11 protein-coding genes are annotated in these 13,953 nt (G+C 51.1%); 2 read left to right on the forward strand and 9 right to left on the reverse strand.

The window, feature by feature from the left end:
* Positions 1-40: 40 nt before the first annotated feature.
* The 7 genes from ACN0YN_RS09170 to ACN0YN_RS09200 form a co-directional block, all read right to left on the reverse strand.
* Positions 41-904 carry a UbiA-like polyprenyltransferase gene (locus tag ACN0YN_RS09170; RefSeq protein ID WP_417384698.1) on the reverse strand — a complete coding sequence of 288 codons (864 nt, stop codon included), beginning with the start codon at positions 902-904 and terminating at the stop codon, positions 41-43.
* A 152-nt stretch (positions 905-1,056) separates the two neighbouring features.
* The gene (locus ACN0YN_RS09175) at positions 1,057-1,887 is read right to left on the reverse strand and encodes a DUF1570 domain-containing protein (RefSeq protein WP_417384699.1); all 831 of its coding nucleotides are present in this window, start codon (positions 1,885-1,887) and stop codon (positions 1,057-1,059) included.
* 106 nt (positions 1,888-1,993) lie between these two features.
* The gene (locus ACN0YN_RS09180) at positions 1,994-2,323 is read right to left on the reverse strand and encodes a hypothetical protein (protein ID WP_417384700.1); all 330 of its coding nucleotides are present in this window, start codon (positions 2,321-2,323) and stop codon (positions 1,994-1,996) included.
* Positions 2,324-2,442: 119 nt separating this feature from the next.
* Entirely contained in the window at positions 2,443-3,444 is a 1,002-nt protein-coding gene (fmt, locus tag ACN0YN_RS09185; RefSeq protein ID WP_417384701.1) for a methionyl-tRNA formyltransferase, read from the reverse strand.
* Positions 3,445-3,565: 121 nt separating this feature from the next.
* Complete coding sequence (gene def, locus ACN0YN_RS09190; RefSeq protein WP_417384702.1) at positions 3,566-4,156, reverse strand: peptide deformylase; 591 nt, start codon at positions 4,154-4,156, stop codon at positions 3,566-3,568.
* 286 nt (positions 4,157-4,442) lie between these two features.
* Entirely contained in the window at positions 4,443-4,733 is a 291-nt protein-coding gene (locus tag ACN0YN_RS09195) for a hypothetical protein (RefSeq protein WP_417384703.1), read from the reverse strand.
* Positions 4,734-4,814: 81 nt separating this feature from the next.
* Positions 4,815-5,825 (reverse strand): hypothetical protein, encoded by a 1,011-nt coding sequence (locus tag ACN0YN_RS09200; protein ID WP_417384704.1) that lies wholly within the window; start codon positions 5,823-5,825, stop codon positions 4,815-4,817.
* Between the two features lie 627 nt (positions 5,826-6,452).
* On the opposite strand from ACN0YN_RS09200, the gene ACN0YN_RS09205 reads away from it, so the two are divergent.
* Complete coding sequence (locus tag ACN0YN_RS09205; protein WP_417384705.1) at positions 6,453-7,397, forward strand: sugar nucleotide-binding protein; 945 nt, start codon at positions 6,453-6,455, stop codon at positions 7,395-7,397.
* Between the two features lie 63 nt (positions 7,398-7,460).
* On the opposite strand, the gene ACN0YN_RS09210 is transcribed toward ACN0YN_RS09205, so the two are convergent.
* Both ACN0YN_RS09210 and ACN0YN_RS09215 read right to left on the reverse strand, forming a co-directional pair.
* Positions 7,461-8,894, reverse strand: coding sequence for a DUF1501 domain-containing protein (locus ACN0YN_RS09210; RefSeq protein ID WP_417384706.1), 1,434 nt, complete (start codon positions 8,892-8,894; stop codon positions 7,461-7,463).
* Between the two features lie 41 nt (positions 8,895-8,935).
* Entirely contained in the window at positions 8,936-12,052 is a 3,117-nt protein-coding gene (locus tag ACN0YN_RS09215) for a PSD1 and planctomycete cytochrome C domain-containing protein (protein WP_417384707.1), read from the reverse strand.
* A gap of 751 nt (positions 12,053-12,803) precedes the next feature.
* Between ACN0YN_RS09215 and ACN0YN_RS09220 the strand changes: the two genes are divergently transcribed.
* Positions 12,804-13,943, forward strand: a complete 1,140-nt coding sequence (locus ACN0YN_RS09220; protein ID WP_417384708.1) for a DUF1559 domain-containing protein — start codon at positions 12,804-12,806, stop codon at positions 13,941-13,943.
* Positions 13,944-13,953 lie beyond the last annotated feature (10 nt).

A 13,953-nucleotide genomic window follows, 5' to 3' on the forward strand; every position in this document is an offset into this window, starting at 1 on the left:
TCAATGCAAGATTGCTTCTATTATTGCGTTTCAGAGACGCTTATGCGAGCCAGACGTCAATCAATCCCACAAAGAACAATCCAATACTGATGACGGCGTTCACATGAAAAAAGGCCAGATTAACGCGTCCCAGATCATCCGGATTAACCAGCATGTGTTCATAAACCAGGAGTCCGGCGACTGCGAATACCGCAATTAAAAAGGGGATTCCCAACGCTGCAACATACCAGAGGCTGAACAGGCAGACGATCGTCATGAAATGACTGAACATGGCAAATCGCAACGCTTTTCTGATCCCCCAGCGTGAGGGAATACTGGACAGTCTGGTCTCCTGATCGAAATGGACATCCTGACAAGCGTAGATGATGTCGAATCCGCCTACCCAGAAAAAGACGACGGCTCCCAGCAACAGTGGTTCCAGCGACAGGCTGCCGCGAATGGCGATCCAGGCTGCGATGGGGGAGAGCATCAGGGCAGTGGAAAGCCAGTAATGACAGAAAATGGTGAAGCGTTTCGCATAGGAATATCCCAGCAGAAACAGCAGCACAGGGATCGAAAGATACAGGGGCCAGCGATTGGGCAGAAACAGGAGCGTCGACGCGATAAAGGCCAGTGAGGTCAGGATCGTAAATATTGTGACCGTGCGGACACTGAGCAGGCCGGCAGGGAGATGGCGGCTTTGGGTTCGCGGGTTTCGTGCATCGATCTCGCGGTCAACGAGTCGATTGAACGCCATGGCTGCGGAACGGGCAAACAGCATACAGAGCAGAATTCCTACCAGTTCCTGCCAGCGAACCGGCTGTCCCCGCCAGGCCAGAACCGCTGATAAGAGGGCAAACGGGAGAGCAAAAATCGTATGGCTGAAACGAATCAGTTCCAGAAGAAGGCGCAGTCGGGCCAGCATTACATAGATCCGGTTAACAGTTGGAAAAGATCCCGCCGGGCAGGATGGAAGCACGCAGTATACGCTGTATCTTAGCGGATGGGGAGAGGACACCCAACCCAGAGCCTGCTGAAACTATTGGAGCTCCGGGGGAAATCGGTATCAGACGCAGGCTATCTGGTCGGAAAGGTATTCAGAGAAGCCACGTAATTCAAAAAACGCTCATCCACGCCGGGAATATTGCGGGGGAGCCGGGCACTTAAGACTTCCGGCTTTTCGTTACTTCTCAGTTCCGCCAGATATTCGAGCAATGTGTCTTTGGTTTCCGGAGTGCTGTTGAGCATGAAATGGACCCAGGCCCAGGCTTCCTGGTAGTCAACCCGCTGCATCTGCGACACTTTCTCCAACTGTTCCAGCCGTTTCATATCGGGTTTCCAGCCATTATTCAGAGCGGCGGAGAGTCTTGAAGCATGATCGCGGTTAATCTGCCCGGGGGTGTTACCGGCGACTTCGAAGTATTCGGCCAGACCTTCATCCAGCCAGAGGGGGACGGTCTTCAGACTGGCATGTAATAACCCGTGTGTGAATTCGTGTCGCAAATCTTCCTGGATGCGATCGCCCCAGAAGGTATAGACGGCGAGTTCCTTCGGCGTCCCGACAAAGTAAGCGCGTCGCGGAGGTAATCCCGGATAAGTTAAGTCCAGATAATTACGGTATTCTTCCTGGTTCGTAAACAGGTAAACGGTGACCTGCTCACTGTTGAGAGGAATATTCAGCGTCTCAGCAACATCTTCGCGGAGTTGAATCAGGTCCTGAAAGAGTTCGTGGTCCTGTCCCAGTTTAAAATCACTGAGCACGATGAGCTGCTCTGCACTGACGCTGTGTCGGGCAGGCAGATGGACGGTCTGGTTTTTGGCAACCGAGTGACAACCGGGAGAAAGCAACAGGCAAGACAACACACAGGCATACAAAACTGCTGCTTTGAATGCGACTCGTGACAACATGTCTGAAGTCTTGTCCTGACTGACGGTATTTGCTGGTTTCACGGTTGGCAGTGTTATCTCATGTGGCAATGAAAGTATTTAAATGGAAGGTCAATCAAATTTCTGATCAGCGATAATCAGGCGTCGCCTGTCTGGAAGCAGAACGTTTTTTATCTGAGCTCTGAAACAGTCCGTCGAAAAAACTACCGTTCGTTGCGGATTGGATAATGAGATTTCCTTTCCCATTCTGGATCAGCGACTGTGCAAGCTGGGGATGGCTTTTCCAGGTGGCGGCCTGCCATTTACGGATATCTGCGTAAGTATCCTGCAAACCTACTTGAGCCTTGGGGATAAAGAGCCAGCCTTCCCTGGATTGGACAATATGATATTCAAAGGCAGCATACATGCCTCCCGCTCCAATGAGCATGAAGATCAGTGCCGCGATGATTCGGCGCATCTAATTCACTTCCTTGTGTTTTTTAAAACTGCTTCGCCTCAGTTCAGGGGCGGAATCATCTCAGAATCCGTAAAACGCGGCAAGAGTGAACTGCCCGTTTTAAGCAAGATGTGTGTACGCTAGTCAACTTCTGCAGGCGGGTTACCAAAGGCATCGCCGGGCCTGATCTGTTTCCCGCACAAAAACTGACTGATTTCCATGGCTCGTTTCCCCTGTGGCTGGATCTGCCTGATTTCCAGCAGCCCCTCTCCTGTGCAAAGTACCACACGTTTTGTATTGCTGAAAACCACGGTTCCTGGCGGGGAATCCAGCTGTTGCGGATCAATTTCCAGCGAATCCACTGCTGCTTCAGAGAGTGATTCGACATCCAGAATCAATAATCTGAATGGTTCATGACCGGATTGCAGCAGGAACGAGAAGGGACTGGGCCAGGGTTGCATCGCCCGTACATGGCAGGCAATCTGTTTGGCGGACTGATTCCAGTCGATCGCACCTTCCTGCTTATCAAGCGTGGGAGCGAATGTGGCTGCAGAGTGATCCTGCGGCGTTTCGACCAGTGTTCCCTGTTCAATCTGATCGAGTACATCCATTGCCAGGGGGGCAGCCAGTTCTGCCAGCCGATCCTGTAACATGCCGGTCGTTTCTTTTGGCTCGATGGGAGTTTCCACCATCGCGGCGACAGGACCGGAATCGAGGGCGCGTTCAATGCGAAACAGGGAGACGCCGGACCGGGTCTCACCATTGCGAATGGCGTAAAGAATGGGGGCTGCTCCCCGATACGCGGGCAGCAGTGAAGCGTGTAGATTGAATGCCCCCAGGCGAGGCAGATCCAGCAGTTTTTGTGAGAGGATCTGTCCATAAGCGGCGACGAGCAGAACATCGGCCTGCAGTTGTGCGAGTTCTTCGAGGGACTCCGGTGTATTGATTTTCGCAGGCTGGAAAACAGGGATGTCATGTTCCAGCGCGAGTTCTTTCATCGGATTTTTATGGCGATGATGTCCCCGACCCGTGCGATCGGGCTGCGTATACAGTCCGAGGACTTCATGTCGCGAATCGATGAGTGCCTGGAAGGCGGGGATGGCGAAAGTACCGGTTCCCATCATGACCACTTTTAATGCCACTTGTGGTGTCTCCTCATAGCGGACCGTTTAGAATTAGAACATGAAGCGTCGAGGTCAGGACGATTCCGCAGTTCGAATGAAATCGTAAAGCTTATCAAACTGCTGCAGAGACGCTGTCGACTCAGCCCAGTTCCTGTTCGAGTTGCGCCAGTTGTTTACGGATTTCTTCATCAGACAGGTACTCTCCCGTCTCCTGTTTATGGCGAAATTCTGCTTCAAAATCGGCAATCAGTACGTCGATTTCATTGCGTTTGGCTTCCACCATCCGGTCAGGGAACATGATACCTTCTATGTGATCATGTTCGTGTTGCACGGCGCGGGCAGCGAGATCATCCAGTGTGATTTCAAACAGCTGGCCGTCCAGATCATAGGCTTCGACTGTGATTTCTTCAGACCGTTTCACGTCGCCATAAACCTGAGGCAGGCTCAAGCAGCCTTCTTCCCCTTCCGCGGTCCCTTTGCGTTTTGTGATCTCTGGATTGATGAACACAAATTCTTCTTCCGGTTCATTGGGATCCGAAGTGAGGTTGATCACAAACAGGCGGTAGGGCAGTGCGACCTGATTGGCAGCCAGGCCGATACCACGCGCTTCGTACATGAGATCGAACATTTTCCGTACAATATCACGCAACTCAGGAGTGATGCTTTTGATGGGTTTGGATTTCCAGCGAAGTGCTGGATGCGGATAATTGACGATTTGCAAAGCAGGCATAATAACGGATACCCCGGCGGGGCATGATATACAGACGAAGTTCCAGTGACCAAAGACCATCATTCTGCCCCCTGGGTATGCGCAGCAGGCATGACGGATAACCATAAGTTACTGTATATCAAGGCTGAACTGGAGATACAATCCATATCTCTGCGAACAATGGGTTTGTTGCAGTATTTTGTTCCGCACGGACCGGGGTCAGTACAGGGCGCACCTTCACCTGCCTGTCGGCCTGAACCAGGCCGAGCTGATAGAACGCCCGGGAGTAGTGAATTCCCGGGGTCTGTTAATACATCGGCAGTGGATCGAGTGGTGCGTAAGCGGTAGTTGGTACCGTTCCCTGAATCACAGGAGCAGCAGCTGTTGACTGATAGGTGTCATAGGTGTTGTACGCTCCCTGAGGTGCATAGGTAGGAGCACCAACACCACAGTTCCCGGTTGAACAGCCACCACCACTGAAGGGGGCCATTGTGGGGCCGTAATTACAGCTGCCACATGAGCCATATCTTCCGCACTGGCAACCTGTTGTCAGGGCGATCAACGCAAGACCCAGCATCGTAATTCCGAAACGTTTCATGAGTTCAATCCTTTTCTTCTACAAAATAGCGAAAGAAAAATTCTATCGCTGAAATCAAGCTTTCATGGGGAAAATCAGTTTTTACGAAGCAGCAGCAGCTGCAATGTTTTTAAAGTTCAATGGAATCAGGCTGGAAGAGTCTCCCGCCCAATGAGCTGTAAATCCGCCAGGATGGCGTTCGGGGTTGTTTGCAAATGCGGTAACATCATCTCTGATTTCATTCACTCCCCGGTATAAGGGGACCGTGGCGGAATGCTGACTTCTCCAGATCTGCAGCCCGGGGCTGAATCCTTCGAAGTTTCCGGAGATAATGGTTTCCCAGCCGGTGGAAAGTCGGTTGATGCTGACTGAGAATTCACTTCTCAGTTTCCACCAGCGAAAGAATGTATCGAGTGAAGTCATCCAGACCAGAGGCATCTGTTTGCGATCCAGGTGAATGTCTTGCAATAATTGATTGAGTTCTCCGCGTGAGGAAGCAGCCGACAGCGAAACCGGTAATCCCTGGCGGTATCTGCTGACCAGTTCCACACGCAGTTTTCTCTGAGTTTCCGGATTTGAGTCCGCCTGCCATTCCGCTTCCGCTTTGCAATGCAGCAAATCCAGCGACACAGGTAAGGGGCTCATCAGATTTGCGAATTCGCGAAAGTCTTTTCCGAGTGCGGATTCGTCAAAACAGATCACACCCTGGTAGGGATAGGGAAAATCGCTGAGACGAATCCAGGCGCCTCCCGACTGTTGAATCCGTGTTTTCAGTTGAACCACAAACTGTGAATTGAATTGTTCTACTCCGGAGTTGGCTTTTTTAGCCAGTTCCGGAAGTGTGCGGCCCAGACCGGTCTTATTATTGAATTCTGCCAGGTCAATGATGGGGATTCTGCAGTGAGAGAGAGTCTGCAGTTCCTGTTCATTGAAGCATTTCTGAGAACCAACCAGCAGCAGATTCCAGCGGGATGACTGATATCCCAACAGCTGTGCCAGGTCGTCCTGAAGTTCAGTCACCGGCAGTCCCATTTCGCGCAGTCCTTTTACGACAGGAGTCGAAACTCCAGCCAGCAGGATCGGATAATCCGGTAAGTGACGCGAGACGGACATGGTTTCAAAAGTCTTTATAAGAAATGATATGGGGTGTTGAGTAAATTTGTTTTATCAAAAACAAATCACTGCGGTATCAACTCGATGTGTTGGTTGTGAATCAATTGAAGGGTAATCAGTGTGGGAGGTGAGTGACCAGCCTATAGAACAGGCGCAGAGATCACTAATGTGAGGCGGGAAGATATTGCTTTTCCAGAATCAGGTCAATACGAAAGCGAGAAATGAAATCAAAAAGCGCAAAACCTTTAATCTTTTTTCGATTTTCAATCTGTTTTTTCAAAAAAAATTTAGTCGCGGGAATCAAAAACAGGTCAGAATCAGCTTCCCGAAGAGACCGTCATGTCGACTGAATTTTGGAAAGGGGTAACGTTTTCTGCATTCGAAACCTCAAAAAGAAATCGATGAAAATGGTGAAACAGGGGGCGTGAATTTCTCTTTAAAATTGGGGTTGGTGAAAATCAGGAATGCCAACTATAATCCGCCCCTCGCGAACCAAATGGATTGGTTTACGAGTGCAACTTTCGTAGAACTACTGAGATGTCAAACAGTTCCGTTCTGAACGAGAGTTTAAGGAACGAAACTTTTACTGACTGATATAACAACAACGTCTAAGCATGGAGGCGCGGCGTGGAAACAGTTCTGGTTATTGGACTTGAAACGGTTGCCGGAGCAAATATTGCAACCTGTTTATCCAGTCGATATCGGGTTGTCGGATTAACTTCAGCTTCACCAGTTTCCATCCAGGGATGTGAAACTCATACTTATCAGGAAGACGATGTCGAAACAGCCGAGCACTGGTTGTCGATGGTTCGTCCAAACTGGGTGGTCTACTGTGGCGTTGCCGCAAATTCCGCCTGGACTGTTGATCCTGAGAAGTTTTCAACCAAAGATCCTGTGCTCGCAGTGCGTAACTGGGTGAATGCCGCGGAACTGCATTCGGCCCGCTTTACACACATTTCTTCTGATGCGGTCTTTACAGGACCCTGGATGTTCCATGAAGAGGACTGCCAGGGGCTGTGTGAAAGTCGACAGGCAGAAGTCCTGCGTGCGATTGAACGCGAAGTCAGCCTGTGTGACAACACACTGATTATTCGCACCAACGTGTTTGGCTGGACTCCTGCCTCGTATGGTCAGGGACAGATTGAAAAACTGGTACAGTCGCTGGAAAACGGGTCATTTTCCGAGCAGGACTGTTATCGACATGCCACACCTTTGCTGGCAACAGATCTGGCAGCGATCATCGAACACGCTTATCAGGAACGATTGACGGGGACCTTCCATGTCGCAGGTGGCGAACGGATCAGCCCGATCGAATTCGTGCAGCGGCTGGCTGCAACTTTCGGCCTGACGGTGCCGGTACTTCCCCGGGCCACCGTTCTCAATGAACGCACAACAGGTTTTGCAAACGGAGAAACTTCGTTGCATACACGAAAAATTCGTCGGTCACTCAGCATTTCCATGCCGATGCTGGATGACGGATTGCAGCGACTGTTCGATCAGCAGCACAACGGTTATCTGAACCGGTTGAACAATGCACCCGCTCGTCTCTATGAGCAGGAAATTGCTGCCTGAACCAGGTCAAAAGAATGAAAAAAGAAACCCCTTGCCAGTCTTGGTAAGGGGTTTTCTTTTTGATCAGGCCAGGATTTTCGTGACGATTTTCGCAGGATTGACTCCGATCAGTTTCTGATCCAGCCCCTGGAAACGGAACGAAAGTCGATCTGGATTCAATCCCAGCAGATGCAAAATCGTGGCATGCAGGTCGTAAACGGGGACTTCATCTTCAATCACATTGAAGCCGAAATCATCAGAACCACCAATGGTCGTTCCCCCTTTGATTCCGCCGCCGGCGAGCCACATGGTGAAGGCATTGGGGTGATGATCACGACCGTCGTTGCCCCCCTGCACCATGGGAGTACGACCGAATTCTCCTCCCCAGACCACCAGTGTGTCTTTCAAGAGGCCGCGTTGTTTCAGGTCTTTGATTAAAGCGGCAGAAGCCTGATCGGTGGCTTGGCAGTTACTTTTTAATCCGCTGACCAGTCCGCCATGCTGATCCCAGGATTCATGGAAGAGTTGCACGCAGCGAACTCCCCGTTCCACCAGTCGTCGTGCCAGCAGGCAGTTGTTGGCGAACGAGGTTTTCCCTGGTTCCGCACCGTACAGTTCGAGGGTTTCTTTGGTTTCCTGTCCCAGGTCCATGACATCGGGGGCGCTCGACTGCATGCGATACGCCATCTCAAAAGAATTGATCCTGGTCGAAATTTCGGGATCGCCAACCTGATCGAGGTGTTTCTGGTTCAAAGCCTTCAGGGTGTCCAGCGAGTCACGTTGCAGCTGTGCAGAGACTCCGGGGGGATTCTGCAGGTAGAGCACGGGTTCCTGCCCGCCTCGAAACATGACTCCCTGATGAACGGTAGGCAGAAAGCCGCTGCCCCAGCAGGAGCTGCCACCACTGGGGCCTTTATTTCCAGAACTGAAGACAACAAAGCCCGGAAGATTTTTCGATTCGCTCCCCAGTCCATAGATGGTCCAGGCACCCAGACTTGGTTTGCCGAATAATTGAGATCCGGTGAGGGCTTGTATTTGCGCAGGGGCATGATTGAAGGCGTCGGTTTTCATGCTTTTCACAATGGCGATGTCATCGACGACTTCCGCCAGATGAGGCAGGATTTCCGAGACTTCTGCCCCGCATTCCCCATGTCTTGCAAATTTAAATTTCGGGCCCAGGAATTTAGATTTGGGGTCAATGAACGCGGCCCGATACCCTTTCAGCAGGTCCTCGGGTGGCAGTTGACCGTCGAATTTTCCCAGCACCGGTTTGTTATCGAAGAGCTCCAGGTGGCTGGGACCGCCCCCCATAAACAGAAAGATGATATTTTTTGCCTTGGGAGGATGGTGGGGCTGATGCGGAGCCAGCGGGTCTTGCGTTCCATCAGCTTTTGAACCGGCGGCATAACCCGATTCCTGGAGCAGTTGATTAACGGCAATCGCTCCGAGACCGACTCCACATTGTTCCAGAAACCAGCGGCGGGCAATGGGATTTGCCGGATGATTTATGTGATTCATTCGTGTCACCTGTTTCAGTTATCTCGATGATGCGAGGTTGGTTATTCTTTCGTGATCGTTTCGTCCATGTTGAGCAGCACCCGCGAAAGCGCGACCCAGGCTGCAAAATCTGCGGTAGCATCTTTGACTTTTTTCTGTTCTGAAATCTGTTTCGCTTCTTCCGGATGTGTGTTGAAGTATTCGCGCTGCCGGTTCAGGAAATCGGTCAGTACCTGTTTTTCTTCCGCTGACGGATAACGGGAAACACAGCGTCGGAACGCCGTTTCAATTCGTGATTCATCTGAATCTGTTTTGGGTGAGAGTGTTGTCTCTGCGAGTCCCACCGCACATTCCATAAACAGGGTTTCATTGAGCGTAGTTAAAGCCTGTAGCGGCGTATTGGAACGCGTTCTTTTCACGGTGGAGATATCACCATTAGGGGCATCAAATGCCTGAAGCATCGGATAAGGAACCGAGCGGAAGCGGAATGTATAGATCGCACGCCGGTAGCGTTCGGAATCTTCTTCGACATTCCACGTTTTCGGTCCATAACTAGCCGGTTTATCAAACAGGAAGGCGGGGGCAGGCGGATAGACAGAGGGGCCGCCAATTTTCGGGTTCAACAGGCCACTGGCCTGCAACGCAATATCGCGGACGATTTCTGCGTCGACGCGATACCGCGGTCCCCGCGCCAGCAGGCGGTTGTACGGATCTTTGGCATATAAATCCGGGCTGACCCGGGATGACTGTTGATAGGTCCGGGAGGTCACGATCAGCGTATGCAGCTTCTTCAGATCCCAGCCTTCGTCCATGAACCAGACTGCCAGCCAGTCCAGCAGCTTTCGATGCGTGGGCGCGGCGCCTTGAGAGCCCAGGTCCTCACTGGTGGAAACGATCCCCTGGCCAAAGTAGGCCTGCCAGACCCGGTTTACTATGGCGCGAGCCGTGGTTGGAGACTGGCGATCAACAAGCCAGCGGGCAAATGTCAAACGATCAACGGGGGTCTCTGCGGGAAGTGAATTCAGGAAACCGGGAACACCTGGCTGTACCACCTGTTTTTGTTTCAGGAAGTCGCCTCGATCCAGCAGATGGGTTTGTCGGGGTTGAGGACGCTCCTGGTAGACCAGTTGAGTGGTCCCTTCCGGGTGCCGCTTCCAGATGGCTTCGATACGCTCGTTTTCTGTTTTCCATTCAGGAACGGTTGTCCGCCAGTAACTGAAAACCAGGTCCTGTTGACGGGGTGTGCGTTCTGCATCAGGAATCGCCAGAATCTCTCTGACTTGATCGGGAACAGGATCAGCGTGTGCATTCGGGCTGTTACTCCAGGAAATGCGAAAGCGACCGAGATTCATTGTTTGGTTATTGTCACTGTTCCAGCCACCATGCATCTGCACGAGACTGATTTTTAATTTGCTCCCCTCCGGATAGCCGAACGGTTTCTCGGCACGAAAGACCGCTTCGTGGGGCTGATTCTGTCGCCCGGGGCCGGCGTCGATTCCCCAGGCGGTCGCGTTGTCTCCGTCAATCGCGTAGCTGACTGGTCCTGTGAAGCCGCGAACTCCTTTTTTATCTTCATAGGGGTATTGCAACTGCAGACGGGGATTACTGAAATCCGCAGTGGCTTCCGTGAATTTGACGTTGTCTTTCTGCTTGGGGTCCTTAGGATCTTCGACAGACAGTTTGATGTCTGTGAGAGCACACAAACCGGATGTCGCGCGACCGGGACCGCCTGCCGGCAGATTGGGGTGATTTAACAGTTCCAGTCGGATGGCCGTGATTGCGGAGGCATCTGTCTCAGCTTCAAAGTTGGAAGTGAATCGGGATGGAGCATAACCCTGCGCCAGCATGGAATGATCGGGTTGTTCAAAGTAGCGCTGAGAATTGCTGTCGATATTTTTCAGTTTTAAAACATGCCAGACCAGTTGATTTTCTTTGACCTGCTTTTCCCAGGCAGCCATGCGTTGCCGCCAGTCGGGCAATGTGTTTTTGAGGGACTGCTCTATCAATCTGATTTCGGTCAACAACTGCTCCCGCTGCTGCTGTTCTTCATCTGTATAGCCCCGCATACTGGCTTCGTAAGAGTTGTTAATACACGCGAAGATCTGATAGTAGTTTTCCTGAGTTAACGGATCGTACTTGTGGGAGTGGCACTGGCTGCACTGCAGTGTCAGTCCGAGAATACTTTTTCCGATCGTATCCATGCGGTCAAACATGGCAGCCATGCGAAATTCTTCGGGATCGATGCCCCCTTCTTCATTGAGCATGGAATTACGCATGAATCCGGTGGCGATTTGCTGATCCTGTGTTGCCTGTGGAAGCAGATCACCGGCGACCTGTTCGATAATAAACTGATCGTAAGGCATATTCTGATTCAAAGCATCAATGACCCAGTCCCGATAGAGCCAGACTTCGCGCGGGGCATCTTTTTCATAACCGTTGGAATCAGCATAGCGGGCTGCGTCGAGCCAGAGACGTCCCCAGCGTTCTCCGTAATGGGGTGAAGCCAGCAGGCGTGTTACCTGTTTCTGGTATGCATCGGGGCTCTTGTCCGCGAGAAAAGTGTCGATCTCTTCGATGCGCGGCGGCAGGCCTGTCAGGTCCAGACTCAATCGGCGCAGGAGCGTCGTACGATCTGCGGACTCAGAGAAAGAAAGGTGTTGCTGTTCCAGTTTTTCCAGGATGAATGCATCAATCGGGTTTTGAATTAATTTCGGTTGTCTGACTTCTGGGATCTGTGGTTTAACAGGTGTTTGAAAGGCCCAGTGTGAAGCCCAGGGAGCGCCGGCTTCAATCCACTTTCGAATATTTGCGATGTCCGAAGCAGACAGTTTTTTCCCCGAATCAACGGGGGGCATACGCTCGCTTTCATCTGCAGCAGTCATTCGCTGATAGAGCAGACTGTCGGCGGGTTTCCCCGGAACGATCAAAGCCTGCCCGTTATGCTGTGCAAAAACAGCTTCTTTCAAATCGAGTCGGAGATCTGCTTCACGGTGTTCGGGATCAGGGCCATGACATGAGAAGCAGGCATCGGAAAGTAAAGGGCGAATATCGGTCGCAAAGTCGAGAGTCGTCTGATCGGAAGTGGAAGCGACAGGAGTTTCCGCTTCGACATTTTGAAACAGAATGCAGGCGACAGCGATACTGAAAACTGCGAACAGGCTGATCGTTCGAGCGACCATGATCTTCTCTTTCGGTTTACGGAGAAAGATCAGAAATCAGAACCGTTACAGGAAAAAAGCGAGGCGGCTTTGACAAAACGTGAAGTCTGGTCAGGCAGGCTGCAAACCCGGATTTTCTGTGTGTCGGAATGATTTCTCAATCTCAAAATCAAACACGAGTGAATACCGGTCCGCCACTTTCCTCAAAGTGGGGGTAGCTCGTTGTGGTTCTAACACTTTTTGAGCAGGCGACTTAGGAGCCAGGGGTGTTAACCCAGACTCTTGATATCTCTCCAGTAATTATACGAACCTGGAATGAGGAAATTCAAGTTTTGTCTCTCTCAGGCGGCATGAAACACAGCACATTTTTATGAAGCTCCCTGCAGAAACCTAATTGTATATTCATGAAACACTAACAAAAGGTGCGTTTTGATCAATTTTGCTACGCATTATTCACTGCTTCTTAATGTAACGGGGGGAAAAAACTTCACAGTTGCACGATACCGTATGCCCATCTGAGAAATACAGCCGGCAAAGTAAATTTCAGATGCATGCAATCATTCGAATTCGAAGTGAGTGAGTTTTAAGAAAAGTCAATTTTAAGAAATCTGAGTGAGTCTTTAAAAATCAAGGGGGGGAAGCAGTTCAGTTTCATACATCCAGTGCCAAACTGCTGGGGATGGCCTGTTTCTTTCAGAATCAAATTTAAAGTGTTTTAAGCCTTCATTGTTCGCTTAACCGTCAAACATCTTTTAAAAAAACAGGAAACACAATGCAAAAATTACGTGCTCATAACACGAAACGATCAGGTTTTACTCTGATTGAACTTCTGGTGGTGATCTCGATCATCGCTTTGCTGGCTGCTCTGCTGATTCCAGCAGTCTTCGCAGCTCGGGAATCTGCACGGTCTTCACAGTGCAAAAGCAACCTGCGTCAGTTCGGTCTTTCCATGCACTCTTTTGCCTCTACCGACCCCAGTGGTCGTTATTGTACCGGTGCCTACGACTTCCGTCGTGATGGATGTCCTGACACATGGGGTTGGGTAGCCGACATGGTTAACAGTGGCTCTGGTCTTCCTCAGAAGATGCTGTGCCCTTCCTCCACATTGCTCGGATCTGAAAAACTGAACGACATGATTGGTGTTGCTAACACCAGTAACAAAGACTCTGCTCCTCTTTCCCGTCTGAGTGAAGGTATCTGTGCTACCTGGACCAGTGGAACGGAAGGAACCGAGGCTCGTCTGCTTCAGGTTGCCAAGCTGCTGGAAGATGGTTACGGAACCAACTACGCATCCAGCTGGTATCTCGTACGTTCCGGTGCGAAAACCAGTGCTGGTGCAACCGTATCAGGTCTGAAAGGTTTTGGTGGTTCACTGGGACCATTGACGATCCGTCGTCTGGATTCTTCCCGCGTTGCTTCTTCTGCTGTTTCCTTCATGGGTTGTGGAGCTCCCGGGGATGTGGGCGAAGCGGTATTGAGCCACTCGATTCCGGGTTTTCTGGATTCTGGCGAACGTCTGGCTGAATCGTTCAACGACGGTCCCGGTATGTGGGATGGTACTGCCATCGCTCTGATGCCTTCTGGTACCAATGTGGTCAATGCCACTCCTGCTGTACTGCCAGACCCGAACCGTACTGGAACTCCCGGTGTTGACGGAAACCTGTGGTTACAGGATTCACGTGACTGGTTTGCATGGCACGGTCGTGGTCGTAACAAAATCTGCAACATCCTGATGGCTGACGGAAGTGTGAAAGCAATCGTTGACCTGAATGGTGACGGCTTCCTGAATCCTGGTTTCCCAGCCTCCGGTACTGGATCAGGATACACCGATGGAACAGTTGAACTTCGTCCTTCTGAGGTTTTCTCCGGTCCCTGGCTGGATGCTCAGATCACGAAAGGTAACTTCGAATAATCTCGAAGTC

Origin of the sequence: Gimesia sp. (assembly GCF_048260065.1) — a bacterium.
Taxonomy (GTDB): domain Bacteria; phylum Planctomycetota; class Planctomycetia; order Planctomycetales; family Planctomycetaceae; genus Gimesia.